Genomic DNA, 23,797 nt, shown 5'->3' with positions numbered 1-23,797 from the left:
CCGGGGCCTCGGAGCCCAGGTCCACAGCCTCCGAGCCGACGCCCATTCACCGGCCCCCGAGCTGGTACCCATTCACCCCGCCTTCCGTCTTCCTCTCACGAAGGGAACCTTCATGCCCGACGTCTTCGTCAACTACCGCACAGGCGACGAGGAATCCGCCGCGACCATGATCGCTCGGGAGCTCACCCGGCGGTTCGGCACCGAGCGGATCTTCTTCGCCGGCAACTCGATCGAGCCCGGACACCGCTTCCCGGTGGAACTGGTCAGGGCGGTGGAGGAGTGCGAGGCGCTCCTCGCCGTGATCGGCCCGCGCTGGGCGGAGGTACGGGGGGCCGACGGCCGCCCCGCCCTCGAAGCCGAGCAGGACTGGACCCGACGTGAGATCAAGACCGCGCTCGACCGCGGGGTCCTGGTGATCCCCGTGCTCGTCGGAAAGGCCACGCGGATCGACCACGCCGTCCTCCCGGACGACCTGCGGGAGCTGGCGGACTGCCAGTACAGGCGGTTCGACCACCGCAATGCCGAATCGGACCTGACGGCGCTCGGCGACGCCCTCGCCCGGCTGCTGCCCGACCTGGGCGCGGTGGACCGCGACGCCCGTGCGGCGCGCGAGCGGGCGGAGGCGAAGCCCCGCAAGAAGTCGGCCCAGGATGCCGGGCACATCAGGATGCGGACGCGCGACGTCGAGCAGCGCGTGCGCGGCGGCATCGGAAACCTCAACGGAGACCTGTCCGGCTCCTTCGTCAACGAGCCGCAGGGGCCCGTGAACACCGGTCGGGGGCACCAGTACAACGCCCCCCACTTCGAGGGCGACAACACCGGGGTCCAATTCACCGCGGGTGACAACAGCGGTACGGTCCACCAGCGCTTCGAGCGCGAGCCCCGGCGCTCGGACGACGGACGATGACCGAGCAGGACCACGTCACCGTCAACGATCCGCGTGGCCCGGTGAACAACGGCGCGGGGCCCCAGTACGTCTTTTACAGCGCCGGCGCGGATTGGATGATCCGCAAAGGGGTCGAGTCTCTCCGGATCGTCCGCGAGGACCGGATACGCCTGGCCGACCGGTTCGTTCCGCCAGCGGGCTACCGCGTCGCCGCCGACCGCCTGGAAAAGCCCGGATCAACGGTGCTGCTGGAGGCTCCGCCCGGCAGCGGCCGCCGCGCCGCGGCGATCATGCTGCTGCACGAGCTCGGTGCGGACGGGGGCGCCGACGACGAGGGGGTCCGGTTCGAGGAGCGTTCCGCCACGGACAAGGACGAGGCACCGCTCGCCCCCGGTGAAGGGGACCGCTTCCTCCTCGACCTCTCCGGGATCACCGACGAGGAGGCGTACGCCAAGGCCCAGCGCCACCTGGCCGTACGCCGGTCACAGGTCCAGGAGGCGGGGGCCCACATGGTCGTCGTCCTGCCGTCGGGCATGGAGCACGCCCGCGCGCCGGACCTCGAACCGCACACGGTGACGCTGGGGCGCCCCCGGGGCGTCGCCGTCGTCACCCGGTACCTCCGCATGGACCGGATGGCCTTCCGCCCCGCGGACCTGGGGAGCCCCGACCTCCAGCAACTGTGCGCCGGCTCCCCCATGCGGGAGCTGGCGCGGTTCGCGGGGCTGGTGAGGACCGCTCGCGACAGCGGCCGGTTCGGCGCCGACTTCGCGGGATGGCTCGACCAGGCGATGCACGCGGTGACCGACCGGGCCGATGAGGTGGGCCGACAGGTGGCCACGGTCCGCACCGCACCCGAGCGGGCCCTGCTGCTCGCGACGGCGGTGTTCGAGGAGGTCCGCGCCGACACCGTCTACGAGGCATGGCACGGCCTGATGAGGACGGTGCGGCACGAGGAAGAGGCGACGACCGAGCTTGCGCGGACGGATTTCAGGACGCGGTTGGCGGACCTTGAGATCGAGCGGGACCCGGACGGACGGCTCCGCTTCGGGCGGCTGGCCTACGCCGACGCGGTACGGACGTACTTCTGGGCGAACTTCCCCGGGGTGCGCGACGATCTCAGGGACTGGATCGGCCATGCCGCCGGGCTCCGCGGTCTGACCACCGACGACCGGGTGAACGTCGTCATCCGCTTCGGCGAGCGGTCCCTGGCCGTCGGGCGGCCCGACCACCTCTTCGACCTTGTGGTCCGCTGGGCGGACAGCGCGACCGGGGCGTCCTGCGACCCGCGAGCCGTGGCGGCCCTCGAACTCGGTCTCAGCCACGAGAGGTTCGGGGGATGGTTCCGCAGGCGGGTGTACGAGTGCGTGAGGTCCGGCGCCTTGTCGGACGGCCTCGTCCGCGTCCTGACCCTCGCATGCCGACAGAGCCTTGGCGCGACACACCCGAATCAGGCGATGGTGCGACTCCACTACCTCGCCGTACGGAAGGGGGAGGCGGCGCGCGAAGCCCGGGAGGCCCTTCTCGACCTCGGCGGTCACGACCGTCGGCTCTACCGGCCGCTGATCGACCGCCTGCGGGACCGGACGCGTCGGGAGCCGCACGGGGCGGAGCCCCATCTCCGGCTGCTCACGGAGCTGTTGAGGACCGACCGGGCACCGGACCCGCCGCCGTGGCCGGACCTGTTCCTGGGCTGGGAGACGGTTTTCTCCCAGCCGCCGACGGAACTCTGGAAGCCGCTGGTGAGCAGTTGGCTGACCGCCGCGGCGGTCAACAGCACGCGGGAGATGGCGCTGGGCGTGATGGTCGGTGCGACGCGCGGCCGCGCGGCCGCTCTCCACCGCCTCTACGCCATCGCCTGCGACTGGGCGGGGACCGCGCGCCGCCCCTCCCGGGCCGCGGCCGTCGCCGCCCTCTTCTGGCAGCACATCGACCACGCGCAGTACGCCCGCACGGAAAGCACGGAAAGCACGGAGCGTGCGGGCGCCGGACCACGGACCACGGAAGAGGCACGATGAAACACCGCTTTCACAGCCTGCTGTCAGTCGCCCTCTGCGGCCTCGCACCGGCTGTTCTCGGAAACCTCCTGCACTGGTCGGCGTGGCTGTGGGGCTTCATGTCCATGGTCACGGCCTCTGGCTCCCTGCTGCTCGTGATGACGATCCTCAGCGGTGGCCGCGCGTCGGCCGACCCGTACGAGCCCGGGGACCCCGAGCCGCCCGCGGCGCCGACGGAGCAGCCGTACCAGGAGACGCGGGTGGTCGACGCGGCACTGCCGAGCGCGGCGGACGGCTACGACTTCCTCTTCTCCGCCACCGTGTGGTGGAGGCCGGCCCTCGACCACGCCGAACGGTCCAACGGCGCCTCCCCGGCCCTCGCCGTGTCCTCGATCGTCAGCCGGGCCCTGGAACTCGTTGGCCGCGAAGAGCCCGGCCGGGCGAGCTTCGCGCGGTATCTCCTGGAGGGGGAGCTGGGCGTCCCGCTCCCGGACCGGAGCGGACGGGTGAAGGCCCTGGCGGCCGATGTGACCCTGACCCTCGCCCCCGCCGACCGTGAGCGCCTGCGGAAGTTGAACGACCTTCGCAAGGACGAGGAGATCTGGGAGTACGAGCGTCAGCACGAGCGCAACAAGCGGCGCTACCTCGGTGACGACGTGCTCAAGAGCGCGGGCAGCGCGGTGGTGTGGTGGCTGGCCCGTCACGAGAACGAAATCGAGAAGGCGGTCGACATGATCGGCCCGCTCGCCCAGATCACGGCGGCGGCCAACGACGAGGAGGTGCCCGAGCTCTTCCGCCACCTGCTCGTCCCGCCCGTGGGCGCGCGGAGCGAAGCGACCGTCGGGGGCCCGCTGTGGGACGGTCACGGCCAGGGAGGAGGGACGTTCGACCGCGAAGAGGAGGTAGGGGTTTCGGATCGGCTGCTCCTGTTGCTGACGGCGGTGGGCCTGAAGCCGGACATGGACGAGTACACAGTGTTTGTGCACCGTGTGGTGCGGAGCCTGGAAGCGGCCGGGCTGGACGAGGCCGCCGAGGAGATCCGGCGGGACCTTCTCCAGGCACCCGACGAGTACGGGGGTGAGGGGACGGAGGGTGGCCCTTCCGGCGAGGGGGGCACCACGGGGCCTTGGCCGGCGGACTTCCCAGCCCCCGAGGACTCGCCGTTCAGCGAAGCGGCCGCGGACCCGGATGCCGACGCGGGCGCGGGCACGTTCAGGCCGGGGGCGGCGGAGAGCGGCGCGGGCGAACAGAACCAAGGCTGGTGGGAGACAGGCGAGGACGGCATGACACCTCCGCACCTCTGGGACGCCCCGCACCGGCCCACCGCACCTCGCGCAAGTGACGAGGACGGGAGCTGATCCGGTAGACGGTCGGCTCACCGGGGCTCCCCTCACCACACACCGCGGCCGGGGGAGCCCTTTCCTGTCCCGAGACCTGGGCAAGGGCGGGGAGAAGGGGAGCGGGAGACGAACGAACCCAGCACGGTGGGGCTGAGCAGGGGTGATGACAGGTGATGACAGGTCAGGTTTCCCAACACCATCCCAGCCCGGGAAAAAACCAGGGGCCCGACCCCGAAGAGCCAGACCCCTCCTGACCTGCATGTTTACCAGATCAGCGAAGTGGTGCCATGCCACCCGCTACACATTGAACCGGAACTCCACCACATCCCCGTCCTGCATCACGTAGTCCTTGCCCTCCATCCGGGCCTTGCCCTTGGCGCGGGCCTCCGGGACCGAGCCGGTTTCCACCAGGTCCGTGAAGGAGATGACCTCGGCCTTGATGAAGCCCTTCTGGAAGTCGGTGTGGATCACGCCGGCCGCCTCGGGGGCCGTGGCGCCCTTCTTGATGGTCCAGGCGCGGGCCTCCTTGGGGCCGGCCGTGAGGTACGTCTGCAGGCCGAGGGTGTCGAAGCCGACGCGGGCGAGGGTGGCCAGGCCGGGCTCCTCGGCGCCCACGGACTCCAGGAGTTCCAGCGCGTCCGCCTCGTCCAGCTCGGCGAGGTCCGCCTCCAGCTTGGCGTTGAGGAAGATCGCCTCGGCGGGGGCGACCAGGGCACGCTGCTCGCCCTTGAAGTCGTCGTCGGTCAGCTCGTCCTCGTCGACATTGAAGACGTAGAGGAACGGTTTGGTGGTGAGCAGGTGCAGGTCGTGCAGCGGCTCGGCGCGCTCGCCGCCCTGGACGACGCCCTGCGAGAAGAGGGTGTCGCCCCGCTCCAGGATCTCCTTGGCCTCCTCGACCGCCTTGACCTTGGGTGCGACGTCCTTCTTGATCCGCGACTCCTTCTGCAGGCGCGGCAGGACCTTCTCGATGGTCTGGAGGTCGGCGAGGATCAGCTCCGTGTTGATCGTCTCGATGTCGTCCTTGGGCGAGACCTTGCCGTCGACGTGGACGACGTTCTCGTCCTTGAAAGCGCGGATGACCTGGCAGATCGCGTCGGACTCACGGATGTTCGCGAGGAACTTGTTGCCCAGCCCTTCGCCCTCGGAGGCGCCGCGGACGATGCCCGCGATATCGACGAAGTCGACGGTCGCCGGGAGGATGCGCTGCGAGCCGAAGATCTCGGCCAGCTTCGTCAGGCGCGCGTCCGGGACACCGACCACGCCGACGTTCGGCTCGATCGTGGCGAACGGGTAGTTGGCCGCCAGCACGTCGTTCTTGGTCAGGGCGTTGAACAGGGTCGACTTGCCGACATTCGGCAGGCCGACGATTCCGATCGTGAGCGACACGTTGCGACTTCCCGTACATGAGGAGGAGGGCCAGGGGGCCAGCAGACCGGCCGATCCCCCAGTTTACGGCGTGCCGGACACCGCCCCCGCTGAAGCGTCGAACACCTGGATACGCTCGCGACGGCGTGTCTCTAGGGCCATTCGGCACATAAGCCGACCTAGGTTGGTCCAGTGGAGCAACACAGGACGCGACCCCCGCAGCACGGACCGCGACGCGGTACGCCACCGGCGCCCCTTCCGCCGCAGGCCAGGCGCCAGCCGGGGGACATCCGGGCGCCCGCCCGGCAGCCGGTTCGTGCGCGTCCGGCACATCCGCCGCGGCGGATGCCGGGTCCCCGGCTCACCGGGCTCGGCGGTGGCCTGTTCTGCGGGGCGCTGATGTTCCTGCTCGGCCTGGTCGACCAGCTGCTGTTCGGGGCGTCCCTCACCGTGTACGGGGTGCTGTTCCTGCCCGTGTGCGTGCTGACCGCGCTGTGGGTGCGCGGCGGCGATCTGCTGACGGCGCCCGTCGTGGTGCCGATCGCCTACGCGGTGGGGCTGCTGCCCGTCGCCGACGACGGCGGCGGGCTGGCGGGCCGGCTGATGGGGCTGGTCACCGCGCTCGCCACCCAGGCCGGATGGCTGTACGGGGGGACGCTGATCGCGAGCGTGACCGTGATCGTACGGCGGATCCGGCTGGTCAGGCACCGGCGGCAGGGCGGACCTGCCGGACCCGCGGGACGGGCCTGACCACGTCGGCCAGGCCCGCACGGTCAGCCCCGCACGTCCAGGCCCACATCGGTCGGGCCCGGGGCACTGATCGCTAGCCGTGCGTGGACGCATGCATCGCCGCGCCCACGATCCCCGCATTGTTCTGCAGTTGCGCGGGAACGATCTCCGCCCTGACGCCCTCGATGAGGTGCAGGAACCTGTCCGCCTTGCGGCTGACGCCGCCGCCGACGATGAACAGCTCCGGGGAGAACAGCATCTCGACGTGCGCGAGGTACTTCTGCACGCGGCGTGCCCATTGCTCCCAGGTCAGCTGGTGGTCCTCCTTGGTCTTGCTGGAGGCCCGCTTCTCCGCCTCGTGACCGTCCAGCTCCAGATGGCCCAGCTCGGTGTTGGGGACCAGGGCGCCGTCGATGAACAGGGCGCTGCCGATGCCCGTACCGAAGGTGAGCAGGATGACCGTGCCGCCGCGGCCGCGGCCCGCGCCGAAGCCCATCTCGGCGACGCCGGCCGCGTCCGCGTCGTTGACGACCGTGACGTCATGGCCGCCCAGGCGCTCGCTGAACAACGCCCGCGCGTCCGTGTCGATCCAGCTCTTGTCCACGTTGGCGGCGGTACGGATGGTGGTCCCGCCGGTGACCACGCCCGGGAAGGTGAGCCCGACCGGGCCCGTCCAGCCGAAGTGTTCGACGACCTCCTTCACGCCGTCGGCCACCCCGTCGGGCGTCGCCGGGTGCGGGGTGAGCACCTTGAAGCGCTCCTGCGCGAGGTCGCCCCGCTCCAGGTCCACGGGTGCGCCCTTGATCCCGGATCCGCCGATGTCCACACCGAAGATCTGCATGGCCCCACGTTACGACGGACGGCTGACAGTCACGCGCCGGGCGATCCGCAGCCCACGCATCCGCCGCACTCGAACCGCAGCTCACACGTCCGCCGCACTCGAACCGCAGCCCACGCATCCGCCGCACTCGAACCGCAGCTCACACGTCCGCCGCACCCGATCCGCAGCCCACGCATCCGCCGCACTCGAACCGCAGCTCACACGTCCGCCGCACCCGATCCGCAGCCCACGCATCCGCCGCACCCGATCCGCAGCTCACGCGTCCGCCGTACCCGAACCCCCGCGCTCGGCGACCAGGGCGGCCGCCTCCTCGCGCAGATCGCGGCGCAGCTCCTTGGGGAGCGAGAAGGTGATGGACTCCTCGGCCGCCTTGACGATCTCGACGTCCGCGTAGCCGCGCTCGGTGAGCCATTCCAGGACCTGCTCGACCAGGATCTCCGGAACGGAGGCGCCGGAGGTCACGCCGACCGTGGTCACGCCCTCCAGCCAGGTCTCGTCGATCTCGTCGGCGAAGTCCACCAGGTACGCCGCGCGTGCGCCGGCCAGCTTGGCGACCTCCACGAGCCGCTTGGAGTTGGAGGAGTTGCGGGAGCCGACCACGATGACCAGGTCGGCCTCCTCGCCCATCTGCTTCACGGCGAGCTGGCGGTTCTGCGTGGCGTAGCAGATGTCGTCGCTGGGCGGGGAGAGCAGCTGCGGGAACTTCTCCTTCAGCGCGTCCACGGTCTCCATGGTCTCGTCCACGGAGAGCGTGGTCTGGGACAGCCAGACCACCTTGGCCGGGTCGCGGACCTCGACCTTGGCGACATCCTCGGGGCCGTCGACGAGCTGGATGTGGTCCGGGGCCTCGCCGGAGGTACCGATGACCTCCTCGTGGCCCTCGTGGCCGATCAGCAGGATGTCGTAGTCCTCGTTGGCGAACCGGACCGCTTCCTTGTGGACCTTGGTGACCAGCGGGCAGGTGGCGTCGATGGTGGCGAGCCGGCCGCGCTCGGCCTCCTCGTGGACGACGGGGGCCACGCCGTGCGCCGAGAACATCACGATGCTGCCCGGCGGCACCTCTTCGGTGCGCTCTACGAAGACGGCGCCCTTCTTCTCCAGGGTCTGGACGACGTACTTGTTGTGGACGATCTCGTGCCGGACATAGATCGGGGCCCCGTACTGCTCCAGGGCCTTCTCGACGGCGATCACGGCGCGGTCCACGCCCGCGCAGTAGCCCCGGGGGGCGGCGAGCAGGACACGGCGGCCAGGCAGGGCAGTCATGGCACCCATCGTAAGGCCGCCTGCGGCGGCCCGGAGATCGCGTTCGCGTACCGTTCACGGGAAGACCGGGCGATCGGCCGGGTGGGGCCGGGCAGGGCCGAAGGGGGCAGGGGGCGGCTCGACACGCGGAGGAACTGATGACCGAGACCGGCACGGCCGCACCACGGACCGACGAAGGGCACCGGCTGCGGCGCAGCCTCGGCTTCCGTGACCTCGTCGTCTACGGACTGCTGTTCATCGCGCCCATGGCACCGGTGGGGGTCTTCGGCACGCTGGACGCGAAGTCGCACGGCGCGGTGGCACTCGTGTACGTGGTCGCCACGGTGGCGATGGCGTTCACCGCGTACAGCTACGCGCAGATGGTGCGGGTGGTGCCGCTGGCGGGGTCGGTGTTCGCCTACGCGCGCGCGGGGCTCGGCGAGGGCGCCGGCTTCATCGCGGGTTGGATGGCGATGCTGGACTATCTGCTGATCCCCGCGGTGGCCTACCTGTTCTCCGGGATCGCGATGAACGCACTGGTCCCCGAGGTGTCGCGGTGGGTGTGGACGGCGCTCGCGGTGGTCGTGACGACGCTGCTCAACCTGTGGGGCGTACGGGCCGCCGCGCGCGTGGGTTTTCTGGTGCTGGCTTCGGAGATCGTCGTCCTGCTGGTGTTCCTGGTGTCGGCGGTCGTGGTGCTGGCGCGGGACGGGGCCGCGCGCGGATGGCTTTCGCCGCTGTCCGGGGACGGTACGCAGGGGGCGTTCGCGCTGTCGGCGGTGATCGGCGCGGTGTCCGTCGCCGTGCTGTCGTACCTGGGCTTCGACGCGATCGCCGCGTTCGCGGAGGAGGTCACCGGCGGGTCGGAGAAGGTGGCGCGGGCGCTGCTGTTCTGTCTGGTGCTGGCGGGCGTGCTGTTCGTCGCGCAGACGTATCTAGTGGCGCTGCTGGAGCCGGCGACGTCCGCACAGCTCGCGGCGGATCCGGGGCGGCAGGGCACGGCCTTCTACGACGCCGTGGACGCGTCGGTGGGGACGTGGCTGCACGACCTGGTGGCCGCGAGCAAGGCGATCGGGGCGGCGTTCGCGGCGCTGGCCGGGCAGGCCGCGGCGGGGCGGCTGCTGTTCGCGATGGGACGGGACCGCCGGCTGCCGCGGGCGCTTGCGAAGACGGATTCCGGGGTGCCGCGGGCGGCCCTGCTGTGCGCGGCCGTGATCACCCTGGTCGCCGCGGTGTGGGCGGCCCGGCGGGACGACGGGATGGACCGTCTGGTCTCCGTGGTGGACATCGGGGCGCTCACGGCGTTCACGCTGCTGCACGCGAGCGTGGTGGGGTGGTTCGCGGTGCGGCGCAGGGGCGGGCCGGTGAGCTGGTGGCGGCATGGGGCGGTCCCGGTGGTGGGCGCGGTGATCACGGTGGCGGTGATCGTGGAGGCGTCGGCGGCGGCCCGGGTGGTGGGCACGGTGTGGCTGGCGGCAGGCCTGGTGGTGCTGGCCGCGCAGCGAGGGCGCGGGATTGTCGGAGGGGCCCGTTAGTCTCGCGGCATGGCTGTGAACACGTCCGCGCAGACCCCGCTGCCCGTCGGCGAGGTGTCGCGGCTCATCGGGGGATGGATCGACCGGCTCGGGGCGGTCTGGGTCGAGGGGCAGATCACGCAGTTGTCGCGGCGGCCGGGCGCGGGCGTCGTCTTTCTGACGCTGCGCGACCCGTCGTACGACATCTCGGTGAGCGTGACCTGCTACCGACAGGTGTTCGACGCGGTCGCCGATGTCGTCGGCGAGGGCGCCCGCGTCGTCGTGCACGCCAAACCGGAGTGGTACGCGCCGCGCGGGCAGCTGTCGCTGCGGGCCGCCGAGATACGGCCCGTGGGGGTCGGTGAGCTGCTCGCGCGGCTGGAGCAGCTGAAGAAGGCGCTGGCGGCGGAGGGGCTGTTCGCGCCCGAGCGCAAGCGCCCGCTGCCCTTTCTGCCGCAGCTCATCGGCCTCGTCTGCGGCCGTGCCTCCGCCGCGGAGCGGGATGTGCTGGAGAACGCCCGGCACCGCTGGCCCGCCGTCCGCTTCGAGGTGCGCAATGTGCCCGTGCAGGGCGTGCACGCGGTGCCCCAGGTCGTGCAGGCGGTCAAGGAGCTGGACGAGACCGACGCGGTGGACGTGATCATCGTCGCCCGCGGCGGCGGCAGCGTGGAGGATCTGCTGCCGTTCTCCGACGAGCAGCTCGTCCGCGCGGTCGCCGCCTGTCGTACGCCCGTCGTGTCCGCGATCGGTCACGAGCCGGACCATCCGCTCCTGGACTTCGTGGCCGACCTGCGCGCCTCCACCCCGACCGACGCGGCGAAGAAGGTCGTACCGGACGTGGGTGAGGAGCTGGAGCGGGTGCGGATGCTGCGGGGCCGGGCGCGGCGGTGTGTTCAGGCGCTGGTCGAGCGGGAGGAGCGGGGGCTGGCGCACGCGCTGGCCCGGCCGTCGATGGAGGACCCGCACCGGATGGTCGACGAGCGGGCGGACCATGTCGCCGCGCTGCTCGACCGGAGTCGTCGCACACTGGGCCACCTCCTCGACCGCGCCGACTCCGAGCTGACGCACACGCACGCGCGCGTGGTGGCCCTCTCCCCCGCGGCGACGCTGAAGCGCGGGTACGCGGTGCTGCAGCGGGCCGACGGGCATGTGGTGCGGGATCCGGCGGAGGTGACCGCGGCCGAGGTGCTGCGGGCGCGGGTCGCCGAGGGCGAATTCACGGTACGAGTCGACGCTTAGGGTGAACGGATGACCGGCAAGGCGGAAGAGGCGCTCTCGTACGAGCAGGCGCGGGACGAACTGATCGAAGTCGTACGGCGGCTGGAGGCGGGCGGGACGAGCCTGGAGGAGTCCCTCGCGCTCTGGGAGCGCGGCGAGGAGCTGGCCAAGGTGTGCCGACGCTGGCTGGAGGGCGCGCGGGCCCGGCTGGACGCCGCCCTGGCCGAGGAGGAAGAAGGGCAAGCGGAGGCGGCGGACGCGGAGGGCACGGGGAAGAGCGGCGCGTAGCGACCGGCCGGACGGATGGGGCCTGCCGGACGGGGCCCCGGCGGACGGATGGGGCCTGCCGGACGGCGGTGGCCGACGGTGCCCGGACACAGCCACAGACCACGGCGGGCGACCGCACGCTTCCGGATCTGTGAAGCGGATCACCACACCCCAGTTTTTGTTGAATCTTGAAACTTCCCTCGCGTACGGTCATGCCCGTCAGCCGGTCCGGCATCCGGACCCGGACGCGCATCTGAGGAAGATCACGCATGTCTCTCGTTCTTGACCCCACCGCCCAGGACCTCCTGTTCCGCGAGGCCCGCACCGCGAACACCTTCACCTCCGAGCCGGTCACCGATGAGCAGGTGCAGGCGATCTACGACCTGGTCAAGTACGGCCCCACCGCCTTCAACCAGACCCCGCTGCGCATCACCCTGGTGCGCTCCCCCGAGGCCCGTGAGCGCCTGGTGCGGCACATGTCCGAGGGCAACCGGCCCAAGACGGCCACCGCCCCGCTGGTGGCGATCCTCTCCGCGGACAACGAGTTCCACGAGGAGCTGCCGACCCTGTTCCCGGCCTTCCCGCAGGCCAAGGACTTCTTCGTCGAGCGTCCGGTGCGCAAGGGCTCCGCGGCGCTGAACGCCGCCCTCCAGGCCGCGTACTTCATCGTGGGCGTGCGCGCCGCCGGGCTGGCCGCCGGCCCGATGACCGGCTTCGACGCCGAGGGCGTGCGCAAGGAGTTCCTCGACGACGACCACACCCCGCTGATGGTCGTCAACATCGGCAAGCCGGGCGAGAACGCCTCCTACCCGCGCTCGCCGCGGCTGGCGTACGACGAGGTCGTCACCACCGTCTGAGCCGACCCCGAAGCCGTGAGGGACCGTCGCGACGGCCCCTCACGCTCGTGCGTGGCCCCACCCGCGCTCGTCCGGGGCACCACACGCGGGTCACAACGGCTTCAGTTTCAGCGAGCCCGCCATCCTCGCCAGCCCCTCGAACGACGCCGTGCCCGCGACCATCGTGGTGGAGCCGGGCGTGTCCTCCAGCACCAGGGCGTCGTAGCGGCCACCGCTGTAGCGCGTCCAGGTGCGGTCGCCGATCTTCTCGGTGACGTCGGTGGCCTTCGCTCCCTGGCTGGCCTGGTCGATGAACTCGGCGCGACGCTGAGTCGACTGCTCGATCTGCACATACTGGCCGTCGGGATCCTGGAAGCCCAGATGCCAGTGTGCGGAGTCCCCTCCCTGGAAGCGGACCGAGGTCGCCTTCCAGGAGTCCGGCAGGCCCTCGGGCGTGGCCACCGGGTAGGGCGCGACGCGCTGCGCCGTGAGCAGCTCGACACGGTAGTCGACCCGCTTGAGCTCGGGAGCGTGGTCGTCATGCGGGATGAAGACGTAGATGACGGCCGCTGCCATCCCGATCAGGCCCAGGGAGAGGATCATGTCCCGGACCGTTTTCTGCTTGCCGTTCGAACCTGCCACGCACCCCATCGTCGCAGGTGCTCTGCGCGCTCATCCGTGGGGGCCCCTGCTCATTCTGTACCCCTGGCGGTAGAGTCGGGACGAACACCCTCATCCGGCCGTCGTCGTATCAGAAAGGTGCGCTCCGATGACCGAGCATCATCACTTGCCGTCCGAGCTGGACGTCCCCTCCGAGGCTCCCGACCGGAACCTGGCCCTGGAACTCGTCCGGGTGACCGAGGCCGCGGCGATGGCCGCCGGCCGCTGGGTCGGGCGCGGTGACAAGAACGGCGCCGACGGTGCCGCGGTCCGCGCCATGCGCAGCCTCGTCTCCACCGTCTCGATGAACGGCGTGGTCGTCATCGGCGAGGGCGAGAAGGACGAGGCCCCGATGCTCTTCAACGGGGAGCGCGTCGGCGACGGCACCGGGCCCGAGTGCGACATCGCCGTCGACCCGATCGACGGCACCACGCTGACCGCCAAGGGCATGCCGAACGCGATCGCGGTCCTCGCGGCGGCCGAGCGCGGCTCCATGTTCGACCCGTCCGCCGTGTTCTACATGGACAAGCTGGTCACGGGGCCGGAGGCGGCCGACTTCGTCGACATCGACGCGCCCGTGTCGGTGAACATCCGCCGGGTCGCCAAGGCGAAGCGGTCCACGCCCGAGGACGTCACGGTCGTCATCCTGGACCGGCCGCGGCACGAGGGCCTCATCAAGGAGGTTCGGGAGACCGGCGCGCGCATCAAACTGATCACCGACGGCGATGTGGCCGGCTCGATCCTCGCCCTGCGCGAGGGCACCGGCATCGATCTGCTGCTCGGCATCGGAGGCACCCCCGAGGGGATCATCTCGGCGTGCGCCGTGAAGTGCCTGGGCGGCACCATCCAGGGCAAGTTGTGGCCGAAGGACGACGACGAACGGCAGCGGGCGCTGGACGCCGGGCACGACCTGGACCGCGTGCTGACCACGGAGGACCTGGTCACCGGCGAGAACGTCTTCTTCGTCGCCACCGGCATCACGGACGGCGAGCTGCTGCGCGGGGTGCGCTATCGCTCCGAGACGGCCACGACCGACTCGATCGTGATGCGTTCGCGATCCGGAACGGTCCGCCGGATCGACTCCGAGCACCGGCTGAGCAAGCTGCGCGCCTACAGCGCGATCGACTTCGACCGGGCGAAGTAGCGCAAGGTTCACAACGCAAGGGTCAAAGAACTCGGACCAGGTGGCGCCCCCGGTGCGGAGGGGGCGCCACCGGCGTTGGCAGAGCCCGGCCGTGGGCCGTGACGGTCCCGCCCGCCGGTGCGCGGTGCGACGTACGAGGTACGACGTAGGGGGCACGGGGCACCGGGTACGGGGTTCGTGGCGAGCGCCGTCGCGAGGACTCGGGCGGGCCCGAGGCTGGCCCGGAGCGTGCGGAGTCGGCACGAAGGCCCGGCGCTGGATGAGTCCATGGCCACGCAAGACCCAGGGCTGGAGTTCAGGGCACAGACACGGCCAACGCAAAGGCCAGGGCGACGGCTCGGGGCGCGGCGCATGGCACGCAGCACCAGCCCAAGAGCGCGGGCCCGGCACGACGCGGGGAATCGGGGCGAAGCCCACGGCACGCGGCACCAGGACATGGGCCCGGCGCGACGCGACGCTTCGGGGCGAAACCCACAACACGCAACAGGGCGCGGGCCCCGTGCGGTGCGCGGGTTCGTTGTGGAGTTCGGGCCGCGTGGAGTCCGCGCGTGGGCTCGGAATCGGGGCTCAGAGTCGAGGCTCGGAATCTGGGCTCGGAATCTGGGCGGTGGGGCGGGTTCGGGGTTGGGGGGGCGGTCAGCCCGCCGCTGCTATGCGGCCCGCCGCCCCCGCCGTCTTCTTCAGCTCCATGTCGCGACGTCGGCGCCGGGCCAGTACCACGCGGCGCTCCGCGGCGGTGAGGCCGCCCCAGACGCCGTACGGCTCGGGCTGGAGCAGCGCGTGTTCGCGACACTCGACCATCACCGGACAGCGCGCGCAGACCCGCTTGGCCGCCTCCTCGCGGGACAGCCTGGCGGCGGTGGGCTCCTTCGAAGGGGCGAAGAACAGGCCGGCCTCGTCCCGCCGGCACACCGCCTCGGTGTGCCAGGGGGCGTCCTGGGCCCGCTCCCGCGCTGGCACCCGCTGGGCCGGAACGGCAGCTACCTGCAGGGACGAATGCGGCGGTTGCAGCACGGTCTACTCCTGACGACGGCTTCGCGAGCGAGACACGATGCAGCAAGCCCTACCCGCTGTGCGCGCGCCTATGCACTGCGTTCCGATCCACGGGGAGCCCGACGGCCGGTTCACGACCCCCGCGCCGGGCGTGGCGGAACCGCTTCCGTTCAGGATCCGGCCCGGTGCGCGGCCGTCAATGTCCGAGATGCTTGCGCAAAGTCCTGTCGACCTTGTGGTGAACGCGGTCGAGAATGTCCGCGACGAGTTTCCCGCGTTTCGGCCGCGCCTCGACGTTGCCCAGCACCGCCCACCCGTCCACATAGACCACGGGCGCCTCGGACTCGGCCGAATCCAGCGTGTGCACCTCGAAGTTGCCGAGCACGCCGCCGCCAGTGCCGCGCAGCGACACGTTCTCCGGCACTCGGATCGTGACGTCTCCGAACACCGATACCGCCTTGATCACGACCTGCTGATACTCGAAGATCGCCTCGCTGAGGTCGATCTCGACGCTGCCGAAGATCGCGTACGCATGCATTCGGCGCCCGGCGCGCCAGCGGCCCTTGCGCACGGCGCTGCTGAACACGGCGACGATGTTGGCGTCCGCCTCGGCCGGTATCGCGCCGGGGGCCGGGCGGGGCGGCGCGTACGCCGAGGCGGCCGGGCGGCCGTGGGCGGCGGGCAGGTCCCGGATGAAGACCTCCAACTCGCCGACCGTCTTGGCGTTCAGCACCCCCTCCACGCGCTCCGCGTGTTCGTCGGCGGTCAGGCGCCCCTCGGCGAGGGCCTCGCGCAGGATGTCGGCGATTCGGTCCCGGTCCGCGTCCGAGGCGCGCAGTTCGGTGACGCGCGGCGCCGCGTCCTGCCGCTGGGCGTGCTTCTGAAGGTCCACGACAGCAGCGTACCCAAACGCGATAGATCGCGACCAGGGGTGTGGACAACTCGGGCGTGGCGCACCGAGCCCAGGTAGGACGGACCGACCCCTGACATGGCGCACCGAACCCGAGCATGGCCGACTGAGCCCGACCTCACAGCCTCGCCGTCGCCGCCAGGTTCTACGCTGGTGAGGCCCGCCGACGCCGGTGGGCCACAGGCGCCCCCCTCGGCCAGCGCGCCCAGGAGGCGAGGCGCCTGGACACGCTGCCTGTCGAGTGAGGAATGGGCGAAGATGCCGCATAGTTCCCCCCCAACCCACCCTGCGTTCGCATACGCCGATCTGCTCCCCCAGGGCGAGGACACCACCCCGTACCGGCTGGTGACCTCCGAAGGTGTCTCCACCTTCGAGGCCGACGGGCGGACGTTCCTCAAGGTCGAGCCGGAGGCGCTGCGCAAGCTGGCCGAGGAGGCCATCCACGACATCCAGCACTATCTCCGCCCGGCCCACCTCGCGCAGCTGCGCCGGATCATCGACGATCCCGAGGCATCCAGCAACGACAAGTTCGTCGCGCTGGACCTGCTGAAGAACGCGAACATCGCGGCGGCGGGCGTGCTTCCGATGTGCCAGGACACCGGCACGGCGATCGTCATGGGCAAGCGCGGGCAGCACGTGCTCACCGAGGGCGAGGACGAGAAGGCCCTCTCGCACGGCATCTACGACGCGTACACCAAGCTCAACCTCCGGTACTCGCAGATGGCGCCGCTGACCATGTGGGAGGAGAAGAACACCGGCTCGAACCTCCCGGCGCAGATCGAGCTGTACGCGACCGACGGCGGCGCCTACAAGTTCCTCTTCATGGCGAAGGGCGGTGGCAGCGCCAACAAGTCGTTCCTGTACCAGGAGACGAAGGCCGTCCTGAACGAAGCCTCCATGATGAAGTTCCTGGAGGAGAAGATCCGCTCGCTGGGCACGGCCGCCTGCCCGCCGTACCACCTGGCGATCGTGGTCGGCGGCACCAGCGCCGAGTACGCGCTGAAGACCGCGAAGTACGCCTCCGCGCACTACCTGGACGGCCTGCCCGCCGAGGGCTCGCCGCTCGGCCATGGCTTCCGGGACAAGGAGCTGGAGCAGAAGGTCTTCGAGCTGACCCAGCGGATCGGCATCGGCGCGCAGTTCGGCGGCAAGTACTTCTGCCACGACGTCCGTGTGGTCCGCCTCCCCCGGCACGGCGCGTCCTGCCCGGTCGCCATCGCGGTCTCCTGCTCGGCAGACCGCCAGGCGCTCGCCAAGATCACCCCCGAGGGCGTCTTCCTGGAGCGGCTGGAGACGGACCCGGCGCGGTTCCTGCCGGAGACGACGGACGAGCACCTGGACGACTCCTCCGACGTCGTCAGGATCGACCTCAACCAGCCGATGGACGCGATCCTCGCCGAGCTGACCAAGTACCCGGTCAAGACCCGGCTGTCCCTCACCGGCCCGCTGGTGGTGGCCCGCGACATCGCGCACGCGAAGATCAAGGAGCGGCTCGACGCGGGCGAGGAGATGCCGCAGTACCTGAAGGACCACCCGGTGTACTACGCGGGCCCGGCGAAGACCCCCGAGGGCTACGCGTCCGGCTCGTTCGGCCCCACCACGGCCGGCCGTATGGACTCCTACGTCGAGCAGTTCCAGGCCGCGGGCGGCTCCAAGGTGATGCTCGCCAAGGGCAACCGCAGCAAACAGGTCACGGACGCGTGCGGTACGCACGGCGGCTTCTACCTCGGCTCCATCGGCGGCCCGGCCGCCCGGCTCGCCCAGGACTGCATCAAGAAGGTCGAGGTCGTCGAGTACGAGGAACTCGGCATGGAGGCCGTCTGGAAGATCGAGGTCGAGGACTTCCCGGCGTTCATCGTCGTCGACGACAAGGGCAACGACTTCTTCACCGCACCGGAACCTGCCCAGCCGACCTTCACCAGCATCCCCGTCCGGGGGCCGGGTCTGGGCTGACCTAGCCGCGTAGACACTCGCTGAGAGCCTCTGGCCGTCGGCTGGGGGCTTTGTCGTTGCCGCTTTCCTGTTCTGGAAAGCCGAGAGTCTTGACCTTGATCACGGCCACTCGGAACCATCGAACCTGACAAGGGCTGTCGAACTGAGGGGGAAGCCATGAGCGGACCGCTGCGGAAGCTGTCGGACGGCCCGGAGTGCAAGAACGGCACATGCCCGACGCTGTGGGGCACCGAGGACGGTAAAGGTTTCGTCGTCCAGGGTTACGTGATCATCGATCCGGAACGACTGGCGCAGCTCGATCTACCCGAGGGTGAGAGCGCCGTCATGGTTCCGGCCGCAGTGCTGGAGGAGTACTTCCGTGCTCAGCGGTGAAGAGTTCGGCCGGATCTTCGAAACCTTCGAGCGGACGGCGTTCCGTCTGGAGACGTTGGACGAGTACGACGTAGAAGAGGAGCGCGACGAAATCGCGCGGTTCCTCGCAGGTGAGGACATGGGTCTGGAGTGGGACGACAACCCTTGGGTGCGGTCCATGACCGACGAGGGTAAACAGGTTTCCCGCGTTCATGTCCTGAGTTCTCCCCTGACCGACTATCTGAGGTACGAACTGGCCGCATACCCCGGCAACATCAAGGCCGGGGAGTCCATCGGGATCATCGACCTGGCCGAGCAGACCGTGACCGGTCTTCCTGATCACGATTTCTGGTTGATGGATGACCGTGACGTCTACCGCATGCACTACACCGCTGAGGGCAAGTTCACGGGGGCAGAACTTCTGCCTCCGGACAGGCTCACGGAGTACCAGGGTTACCGCGAACGTGCCCTGATTGCTGCTACGCCCTTCGCTAGTTACTGGGAGCGGCACCACTGACCAGCGACTCACTTGGGACAGCCCTGCGGGCGCTACGGGAAACATCGGGGCTCACCGGTGACGTAGTGGCCCGTAGGGCTTCCATGTCTGCTGGGAAGCTCTCCAAGATTGAGAACGGGAGAGTGAGGCCGACGATCCAAGACGGCGGGGCACTGACCTCACCCCGCCGCCCCCACCCGTCCCGTCCCCAGGGGCTCATTGCGACGCAGGTGCGTCCGTGCCGTGATCGTGCGTGACCGGGAGGCCTGATCAGCGAGGTGGCAACAGGCCCCCAACCGCGGCCCTGGCTCGCGCGGTTGGGGGCGTTGCCCGTCCCGTCGGGGGTAGCGGGACGGGGTCATGGTCCCCAGGGTCTTTCACGGCCCAGCGCTGGGGGGCGCACTCCGCCTGCTCGGGGTCGAGCCCGTTTCGGGCGGCACTCCGGAACGGCGCGTCATCGGGTGTGGTGCCGGTCTTGCCGCGGCATACGCCGGGTCAGGCTTTCGGCTGCATTTTCGCTGCCCAGATCCGGAGCGTGATCCGCAAGAGGGTCGGATCGATGATCTCCACCATGTCGACGTGTTCCGCGTGCGCGTACACATTCCGCCCCGGGCCGCTGTTGCCCATTTCGTGCCACAGGAGAACAGCGTCTTCCGGATCGGTGATCAGTCCGTCGCACGCCCGACAGACGTGCAAGGGCGGGGTTGTCACGACTGCCCACCCCCGAGATTCACGTAATGGTCCGCCAAGGCACGGACCGAACGGGCCAACCGCTTTGCGTGCGCCACACGTTGGGGCAGGTAGCTGCCTGGTTCCAGCCGTAGCCGCATGTGTGCTTCGCCGATGCACGCGCGTGCGCACGCGCGGGGAACGTCGTCTTCGGGAAGTTTTCCGGCGGCTTCCTCGACTTCGGGGATGAGCAGCATCATGTGCCCCCGCAAAAGCAGGGTCAGCGTGTCGAGTTCCTCGGCGCTGGGAAGTTCCGCGTCCTCATCGAGCAGACGGGCCACGTTTTCACGCAGGAGGGCCATATCGATCGGTGACTGAGTGGCTGCGCGTCCGGCGCTTTCCTGGGCGCTCATCCGGCCGCCTCCCAGGGGTGCGCCTGGACGCCCGCGCGGGCCGCCCCGGGTACCCCGCCCAGGTGCGCGACGTAGGGGCGGACCATGGCGCCCGCGTGTTCCCAGGCTTCCTCTGCCTCCCAGTCACGAGGCACGCGAGGCTGCGCCTGTGGGGGCGCCGGGTGCTGTTCCCTACGGGCCCTGCGGACCGTGACCGGTCGGGCGCCCCACACTTCCGGCGAGAGGCCCGAGGGAGACGCCTGGAGCGATTCCCGGACCGCTGCCGGTCGGCTGTGCCTGCCTGGGGTGCACGGTCCGAACAGAACCGTTCTCATCCATTCGAGTGCACGTGATAGGAACTCCATGTCAGCGCTCCTCCGAAGCGTTGGCCGTGCCCCGGGGCCGTTCGCGCGGTCGCCGGGGTCTGTCGTCATCAGTCAACGCCCGTACCGGCACAACGACTTGCACACTCCTTGCACAGATGGCAGGTGCGTTGCACGCAGGCTTTGGGACCATGGGTCGTAAGGACGTCGCCGAGCGGGGAAGACGCAAGGTATGAGCGCGAACCACGTACCCGGACCGGGCGCCAACGTCGCTGCGCGCCGGAAGGAACTCGGGCTGAGTCAGGTGACCCTGGCCCGCAGGGCGGGGGTGTCGGTTTCCCTGCTCAGCAAGATCGAGGTGGGGGATCGGGCACTCACGCAGGGGGTAGGCGCTTCCCTTGCCCGCGCGATGAACCTCACCCTTGATGAACTCCTGGGCAGTGCGCCGGAAGCGAACTTGAATGAACTCAACTGGGCTCTCCGGAGATTCGATATCCCAGGAGAACCCCCAGAGCATCCCGAGAGGCTTCAACAGGAAGTCGACGAACTGAACCAACTCCGATGGAATACGGCGCTGTCCAAGGTTCTCCAGAAACTACCTGGAGTGCTCACCAGGGTCACCAATCATGCCCATCTCACGGAAGAGCCAACAGCATGGGGATTGGTTGCGGACGTATACGGGGTCATTTATTGGCTGGCCGCTCGGCACAGGTGGACGCACCTTGCCGAATTGGCGACACTCAAACAACGCATGGCAGCCGAGAGGGCTGACCCGATTGCGGCTGTCGTCGCAGCACGGGACGACGCCGGTACGTTCCTCAACTCCGGTGATTTCGTGGGCGGCTTGGCCATTGTTGACCGCGCCATCGCCCAAGCGGAATCCACACTGACGGGACAGGACCGCGTATTCGGGCTTGGAATTCTTCACCTGCGAGGCTTGACCCTTGCGGGACGACTGAAAGACAAGCAGACCACCCAAAAGCACATTGACGCCGCCTGGCGAATGACCGAGGAAATCCCGGAAGAAATGGCGAAGCATGGGATGCAATTCGGCCCCGAGCAGACGGCAACGCACGTAATCTCTACGGCGTCCGACATGGAACAGCACCGCAGGGCACTGGAAACCGCCGAAGATCTGATTCGGGCAGGCATGACACTTCCGGCTAATCGGGTCGCTCCCGTCTTCATGAACCTTGGCCGTTCCCAGCTGGCGCTGGGCGACCAGGACGGCACCCTTGAAAGCCTCGAAAAGGCTTGGGCTACGTCTCCGGAAATGGCAGCAGTTCACCCAACCACGTTGGAACTCACCCGAGTCCTGATCTCCAAGCACAAGCGAAGCAACGAGCGGCTCACCAGGATCGCCCGCAGGGCCGGGATCGCTCTCTAGCCAGAAACAGGTAAAACGCCGCCGAAACGCTGAAAGTAGATGAGGAAATGCTTTGGCCCCAGGTAGTGAAGGACCGCGTAAAGACGGGCGGAGACCTGGAGATCGTGCGGACTTACCCCTACCGGTCGGCCTGTCCATCGACGGTTTGGGGTGAGCTTGTAGCCAGCACGAAAGAAGACCTGTTTTTCGCTGGATACACGAACTACTTCTTGTTCATCGACCAGCCGAACTTTGTTGTCACGCTGCGCAGCAAACTGGAGAGCGGCTGCCGGATCCGCTTCCTACTGGGCGACCCTGAAAGCGACATCACGCGCCAGCGTGAGGCTGTCGAGGACGTAACCCTGTCCGTCTCCACACGCATTCGCATCACGCTGGAAAACTTGCGAAAGCTGGACGGCGCTGAAGGGTTGGAAGTGCGGTACAGCGCTCCGGAAGACGCAACGAATCACGTGAGTCTTTCGGTGTTCCGGTTCGATGCTCAGGCACTTCTGACGCCTCACCTTGCACGACTTGTGGGCCACGATTCCCCGCTGTTGCACCTGCGTCGGCGCGACGAGGGCGGCCTGTTCGACCGCTTCACCGAGCACGCGGAAGAACTATGGGCCCGCGCAACGCCCGTCAGCGCTTGACCCCTTGACCGTTGCACGCCATACAACGCGAAAAGGCCCCGGTAACGGGGTGCTGGGGTAGCTGACGGGCTCTTCCCGCGTGCGGGCGTCGCACTCCACGCGCGCGTGGGGCCGTCCGCGTTCGGCGCCCTCGTCCCGCCCGCCACGCGCGCGTGGGGCCGTCCGGTGGTGTGCTGGGCGAACCCTTGCGGATCACCCGTCGGGACGGGAACAGCTGTCACGTCCGGAGTGCTGTGACTGACGGAGGTGATCGGCAGTGGCCGACAAGGAGCAGGGGTACCGGATCGAGCACGACTCCATGGGTGAGGTGCGGGTTCCCGTCGCTGCGAAGTGGCGGGCGCAGACACAGCGCGCCGTGGAGAACTTCCCGGTCTCCGGGCAGCGCATCGAGCGCGCCCATATCGAGGCGCTCGCCCGGATCAAGGCGGCGGCGGCGAAGGTGAACGCCGAGCTGGGAGTGCTGGACCAGGACGTCGCCGAGGCGATCCAGGGCGCGGCCCGGGAGGTCGCCGAGGGCGGGTGGGACGCGCACTTCCCCGTCGACGTGTTCCAGACCGGGTCCGGGACCTCGTCCAACATGAACGCCAACGAGGTCATCGCGACCCTGGCGAGCGAGCGGCTCGGCCGGGACGTGCATCCCAACGACCACGTCAACGCCTCGCAGTCGTCCAACGACGTCTTTCCCTCCAGCATCCACATCGCGGCCACCGCGGCCGTCACACACGACCTGATCCCCGCCCTGGAGCACCTCGCGGACGCGCTGGCCCGCAAGTCCGCGGACTTCGCCGACGTGGTGAAGTCCGGGCGTACGCATCTGATGGACGCCACCCCGGTGACCCTGGGCCAGGAGTTCGGCGGGTACGCGGCCCAGGTGCGTTACGGGGTCGAGCGGCTGCGCGCCACCCTGCCCCGGCTCGCCGAGCTGCCGCTGGGCGGCACCGCCGTCGGGACCGGCATCAACACCCCGCCGGGCTTCTCCGCCGCCGTCATCGAGGAGGTCGCCCAGGCCACCGGGCTGCCGCTCACCGAGGCCCGGGACCACTTCGAGGCGCAGGGCGCCCGGGACGGGATCGTGGAGGCCAGCGGCCAGCTGCGGACCATCGCCGTGGGCCTGACGAAGATCGCGAACGATCTGCGTTGGATGGCGTCCGGGCCGCGGACCGGGCTCGCCGAGATCCGGCTCCCCGACCTCCAGCCGGGGTCCTCGATCATGCCCGGGAAGGTCAACCCGGTCGTCCCGGAGGCCGTTCTCATGGTCTGCGCGCAGGTCATCGGCAACGACACGACCATCACCACGGCCGGCGCCGCCGGGAACTTCGAGCTGAACGTCATGCTGCCGGTGCTGGCCAAGAACGTGCTGGAGTCGGTCCGGCTGCTCGCCAACGTCTCCCGGCTGCTCGCCGACCGGACGGTCGACGGCATCGTCGCCGACCGGGAACGGACCCGCGAGTACGCCGAGTCGTCACCCTCCGTGGTCACACCGCTGAACCGGTACATCGGCTACGAGGAGGCCGCGAAGGTGGCCAAACGGGCCCTGGCCGAACGGAAGACGATCCGTCAGGCCGTCCTGGAGGGCGGGTATGTGGAGCGCGGCGAGCTGACGGTCGAACAACTCGACGAAGCGTTGGATGTCCTGCGGATGACTCATCCGTAACCGA

25 protein-coding genes are annotated in these 23,797 nt (G+C 69.6%); 16 read left to right on the top strand and 9 right to left on the bottom strand.

Annotated elements, in window-relative coordinates:
* The first annotated feature begins 112 nt into the window (after nucleotides 1-112).
* From ACWEKM_RS07145 to ACWEKM_RS07135, 3 genes are read left to right on the top strand one after another with little or no spacing between them, the layout of a single operon-like run.
* Nucleotides 113-907 carry a toll/interleukin-1 receptor domain-containing protein gene (locus tag ACWEKM_RS07145; protein WP_451620154.1) on the top strand — a complete coding sequence of 265 codons (795 nt, stop codon included), beginning with the start codon at nucleotides 113-115 and terminating at the stop codon, nucleotides 905-907.
* Entirely contained in the window at nucleotides 904-2,901 is a 1,998-nt protein-coding gene (locus ACWEKM_RS07140; protein WP_451620153.1) for a hypothetical protein, read from the top strand. Before ACWEKM_RS07145 ends, ACWEKM_RS07140 begins: the two co-directional genes overlap by 4 nt.
* Nucleotides 2,898-4,238 (top strand): hypothetical protein, encoded by a 1,341-nt coding sequence (locus ACWEKM_RS07135; protein ID WP_451620152.1) that lies wholly within the window; start codon nucleotides 2,898-2,900, stop codon nucleotides 4,236-4,238. Before ACWEKM_RS07140 ends, ACWEKM_RS07135 begins: the two co-directional genes overlap by 4 nt.
* A gap of 279 nt (nucleotides 4,239-4,517) precedes the next feature.
* On the opposite strand, the gene ychF is transcribed toward ACWEKM_RS07135, so the two are convergent.
* Nucleotides 4,518-5,606 carry a redox-regulated ATPase YchF gene (gene ychF / locus ACWEKM_RS07130; RefSeq protein WP_451620151.1) on the bottom strand — a complete coding sequence of 363 codons (1,089 nt, stop codon included), beginning with the start codon at nucleotides 5,604-5,606 and terminating at the stop codon, nucleotides 4,518-4,520.
* Nucleotides 5,607-5,777: 171 nt separating this feature from the next.
* Between ychF and ACWEKM_RS07125 the strand changes: the two genes are divergently transcribed.
* Nucleotides 5,778-6,335, top strand: coding sequence for a DUF6542 domain-containing protein (locus ACWEKM_RS07125; RefSeq protein ID WP_451620150.1), 558 nt, complete (start codon nucleotides 5,778-5,780; stop codon nucleotides 6,333-6,335).
* Between the two features lie 73 nt (nucleotides 6,336-6,408).
* Here ACWEKM_RS07125 and ppgK read toward each other — a convergent pair whose 3' ends face one another.
* Entirely contained in the window at nucleotides 6,409-7,155 is a 747-nt protein-coding gene (ppgK, locus tag ACWEKM_RS07120) for a polyphosphate--glucose phosphotransferase (protein ID WP_451620149.1), read from the bottom strand.
* A 255-nt stretch (nucleotides 7,156-7,410) separates the two neighbouring features.
* On the bottom strand, nucleotides 7,411-8,427 hold the full coding sequence (locus ACWEKM_RS07115; protein WP_451620148.1) for a 4-hydroxy-3-methylbut-2-enyl diphosphate reductase: 1,017 nt from the start codon (nucleotides 8,425-8,427) through the stop codon (nucleotides 7,411-7,413).
* A 128-nt stretch (nucleotides 8,428-8,555) separates the two neighbouring features.
* Here ACWEKM_RS07115 and ACWEKM_RS07110 point away from each other — a divergent pair, with 128 nt between their 5' ends.
* From ACWEKM_RS07110 to ACWEKM_RS07095, 4 genes are all read left to right on the top strand, one after another.
* Nucleotides 8,556-9,932 carry an APC family permease gene (locus ACWEKM_RS07110; protein ID WP_451620147.1) on the top strand — a complete coding sequence of 459 codons (1,377 nt, stop codon included), beginning with the start codon at nucleotides 8,556-8,558 and terminating at the stop codon, nucleotides 9,930-9,932.
* A 9-nt stretch (nucleotides 9,933-9,941) separates the two neighbouring features.
* The gene (gene xseA / locus ACWEKM_RS07105) at nucleotides 9,942-11,150 is read left to right on the top strand and encodes an exodeoxyribonuclease VII large subunit (RefSeq protein WP_451620146.1); all 1,209 of its coding nucleotides are present in this window, start codon (nucleotides 9,942-9,944) and stop codon (nucleotides 11,148-11,150) included.
* Between the two features lie 9 nt (nucleotides 11,151-11,159).
* Nucleotides 11,160-11,417 carry an exodeoxyribonuclease VII small subunit gene (locus ACWEKM_RS07100; RefSeq protein ID WP_451620145.1) on the top strand — a complete coding sequence of 86 codons (258 nt, stop codon included), beginning with the start codon at nucleotides 11,160-11,162 and terminating at the stop codon, nucleotides 11,415-11,417.
* Between the two features lie 248 nt (nucleotides 11,418-11,665).
* Nucleotides 11,666-12,253 carry a malonic semialdehyde reductase gene (locus ACWEKM_RS07095; RefSeq protein ID WP_451620144.1) on the top strand — a complete coding sequence of 196 codons (588 nt, stop codon included), beginning with the start codon at nucleotides 11,666-11,668 and terminating at the stop codon, nucleotides 12,251-12,253.
* A gap of 90 nt (nucleotides 12,254-12,343) precedes the next feature.
* Here ACWEKM_RS07095 and ACWEKM_RS07090 read toward each other — a convergent pair whose 3' ends face one another.
* Nucleotides 12,344-12,874: a DUF4245 domain-containing protein gene (locus ACWEKM_RS07090; RefSeq protein WP_451620143.1), complete on the bottom strand. Its 531-nt coding sequence runs from the start codon at nucleotides 12,872-12,874 to the stop codon at nucleotides 12,344-12,346.
* A gap of 127 nt (nucleotides 12,875-13,001) precedes the next feature.
* Between ACWEKM_RS07090 and glpX the strand changes: the two genes are divergently transcribed.
* Nucleotides 13,002-14,036 (top strand): class II fructose-bisphosphatase, encoded by a 1,035-nt coding sequence (gene glpX / locus ACWEKM_RS07085; protein ID WP_451620142.1) that lies wholly within the window; start codon nucleotides 13,002-13,004, stop codon nucleotides 14,034-14,036.
* Between the two features lie 636 nt (nucleotides 14,037-14,672).
* Here glpX and ACWEKM_RS07080 read toward each other — a convergent pair.
* Nucleotides 14,673-15,050, bottom strand: a complete 378-nt coding sequence (locus tag ACWEKM_RS07080) for a WhiB family transcriptional regulator (protein WP_451620141.1) — start codon at nucleotides 15,048-15,050, stop codon at nucleotides 14,673-14,675.
* A 175-nt stretch (nucleotides 15,051-15,225) separates the two neighbouring features.
* A complete protein-coding gene (locus tag ACWEKM_RS07075) occupies nucleotides 15,226-15,921 on the bottom strand; it encodes a DUF1707 SHOCT-like domain-containing protein (protein ID WP_451620140.1) in 696 nt (231 codons plus the stop codon).
* A 276-nt stretch (nucleotides 15,922-16,197) separates the two neighbouring features.
* Here ACWEKM_RS07075 and ACWEKM_RS07070 point away from each other — a divergent pair, with 276 nt between their 5' ends.
* The 4 genes from ACWEKM_RS07070 (at nucleotide 16,198) to ACWEKM_RS07055 (ending at nucleotide 18,996) form a co-directional block, all read left to right on the top strand.
* Entirely contained in the window at nucleotides 16,198-17,892 is a 1,695-nt protein-coding gene (locus ACWEKM_RS07070; RefSeq protein WP_451620139.1) for a fumarate hydratase, read from the top strand.
* 156 nt (nucleotides 17,893-18,048) lie between these two features.
* A complete protein-coding gene (locus ACWEKM_RS07065) occupies nucleotides 18,049-18,264 on the top strand; it encodes a hypothetical protein (RefSeq protein ID WP_451620138.1) in 216 nt (71 codons plus the stop codon).
* Nucleotides 18,251-18,760 carry a DUF6879 family protein gene (locus ACWEKM_RS07060; protein WP_451620137.1) on the top strand — a complete coding sequence of 170 codons (510 nt, stop codon included), beginning with the start codon at nucleotides 18,251-18,253 and terminating at the stop codon, nucleotides 18,758-18,760. The genes ACWEKM_RS07065 and ACWEKM_RS07060 overlap by 14 nt, the downstream gene beginning before the upstream one ends.
* Entirely contained in the window at nucleotides 18,742-18,996 is a 255-nt protein-coding gene (locus ACWEKM_RS07055) for a helix-turn-helix domain-containing protein (protein ID WP_451620184.1), read from the top strand. Before ACWEKM_RS07060 ends, ACWEKM_RS07055 begins: the two co-directional genes overlap by 19 nt.
* 238 nt (nucleotides 18,997-19,234) lie before the next feature.
* On the opposite strand, the gene ACWEKM_RS07050 is transcribed toward ACWEKM_RS07055, so the two are convergent.
* Genes ACWEKM_RS07050 through ACWEKM_RS07040 form a run of 3 tightly spaced genes read right to left on the bottom strand, consistent with a single transcriptional unit; the run spans nucleotide 19,235 to nucleotide 19,955 of the window.
* The gene (locus tag ACWEKM_RS07050; RefSeq protein WP_451620136.1) at nucleotides 19,235-19,450 is read right to left on the bottom strand and encodes a hypothetical protein; all 216 of its coding nucleotides are present in this window, start codon (nucleotides 19,448-19,450) and stop codon (nucleotides 19,235-19,237) included.
* A complete protein-coding gene (locus ACWEKM_RS07045; protein WP_451620135.1) occupies nucleotides 19,447-19,821 on the bottom strand; it encodes a DUF6415 family natural product biosynthesis protein in 375 nt (124 codons plus the stop codon). Before ACWEKM_RS07045 ends, ACWEKM_RS07050 begins: the two co-directional genes overlap by 4 nt.
* Nucleotides 19,818-19,955 carry a hypothetical protein gene (locus ACWEKM_RS07040; protein ID WP_451620134.1) on the bottom strand — a complete coding sequence of 46 codons (138 nt, stop codon included), beginning with the start codon at nucleotides 19,953-19,955 and terminating at the stop codon, nucleotides 19,818-19,820. Before ACWEKM_RS07040 ends, ACWEKM_RS07045 begins: the two co-directional genes overlap by 4 nt.
* A gap of 400 nt (nucleotides 19,956-20,355) precedes the next feature.
* On the opposite strand from ACWEKM_RS07040, the gene ACWEKM_RS07035 reads away from it, so the two are divergent.
* The 3 genes from ACWEKM_RS07035 (at nucleotide 20,356) to ACWEKM_RS07025 (ending at nucleotide 23,793) form a co-directional block, all read left to right on the top strand.
* Entirely contained in the window at nucleotides 20,356-21,510 is a 1,155-nt protein-coding gene (locus tag ACWEKM_RS07035; protein WP_451620133.1) for a helix-turn-helix domain-containing protein, read from the top strand.
* Between the two features lie 65 nt (nucleotides 21,511-21,575).
* On the top strand, nucleotides 21,576-22,139 hold the full coding sequence (locus tag ACWEKM_RS07030) for an XRE family transcriptional regulator (RefSeq protein WP_451620132.1): 564 nt from the start codon (nucleotides 21,576-21,578) through the stop codon (nucleotides 22,137-22,139).
* Nucleotides 22,140-22,395: 256 nt separating this feature from the next.
* A complete protein-coding gene (locus ACWEKM_RS07025; protein ID WP_451620131.1) occupies nucleotides 22,396-23,793 on the top strand; it encodes a class II fumarate hydratase in 1,398 nt (465 codons plus the stop codon).
* Nucleotides 23,794-23,797: the final 4 nt, after the last annotated feature.

It is taken from the genome of Streptomyces sp. NPDC004752, assembly GCF_053601275.1.
The sequence above is the reverse complement of the archived record's forward strand: the minus strand, read 5'-3'. Positions and strand labels throughout refer to the sequence as shown.

Excerpts from the sequence above, each read along its gene's own strand:
- ACWEKM_RS07145 (WP_451620154.1), top strand. The coding sequence starts at position 113 with ATGCCCGACGTCTTCGTCAACTACCGCACAGGCGACGAGGAATCCGCC.
- ACWEKM_RS07140 (WP_451620153.1), top strand. The coding sequence starts at position 904 with ATGACCGAGCAGGACCACGTCACCGTCAACGATCCGCGTGGCCCGGTG.
- ACWEKM_RS07135 (WP_451620152.1), top strand. The coding sequence starts at position 2,898 with ATGAAACACCGCTTTCACAGCCTGCTGTCAGTCGCCCTCTGCGGCCTC.
- ppgK (WP_451620149.1), bottom strand. The coding sequence starts at position 7,155 with ATGCAGATCTTCGGTGTGGACATCGGCGGATCCGGGATCAAGGGCGCA.
- ACWEKM_RS07115 (WP_451620148.1), bottom strand. The coding sequence starts at position 8,427 with ATGGGTGCCATGACTGCCCTGCCTGGCCGCCGTGTCCTGCTCGCCGCC.
- ACWEKM_RS07110 (WP_451620147.1), top strand. The coding sequence starts at position 8,556 with ATGACCGAGACCGGCACGGCCGCACCACGGACCGACGAAGGGCACCGG.
- xseA (WP_451620146.1), top strand. The coding sequence starts at position 9,942 with ATGGCTGTGAACACGTCCGCGCAGACCCCGCTGCCCGTCGGCGAGGTG.
- ACWEKM_RS07100 (WP_451620145.1), top strand. The coding sequence starts at position 11,160 with ATGACCGGCAAGGCGGAAGAGGCGCTCTCGTACGAGCAGGCGCGGGAC.
- ACWEKM_RS07095 (WP_451620144.1), top strand. The coding sequence starts at position 11,666 with ATGTCTCTCGTTCTTGACCCCACCGCCCAGGACCTCCTGTTCCGCGAG.
- glpX (WP_451620142.1), top strand. The coding sequence starts at position 13,002 with ATGACCGAGCATCATCACTTGCCGTCCGAGCTGGACGTCCCCTCCGAG.
- ACWEKM_RS07070 (WP_451620139.1), top strand. The coding sequence starts at position 16,198 with ATGCCGCATAGTTCCCCCCCAACCCACCCTGCGTTCGCATACGCCGAT.
- ACWEKM_RS07065 (WP_451620138.1), top strand. The coding sequence starts at position 18,049 with ATGAGCGGACCGCTGCGGAAGCTGTCGGACGGCCCGGAGTGCAAGAAC.
- ACWEKM_RS07045 (WP_451620135.1), bottom strand. The coding sequence starts at position 19,821 with ATGAGCGCCCAGGAAAGCGCCGGACGCGCAGCCACTCAGTCACCGATC.
- ACWEKM_RS07035 (WP_451620133.1), top strand. The coding sequence starts at position 20,356 with ATGAGCGCGAACCACGTACCCGGACCGGGCGCCAACGTCGCTGCGCGC.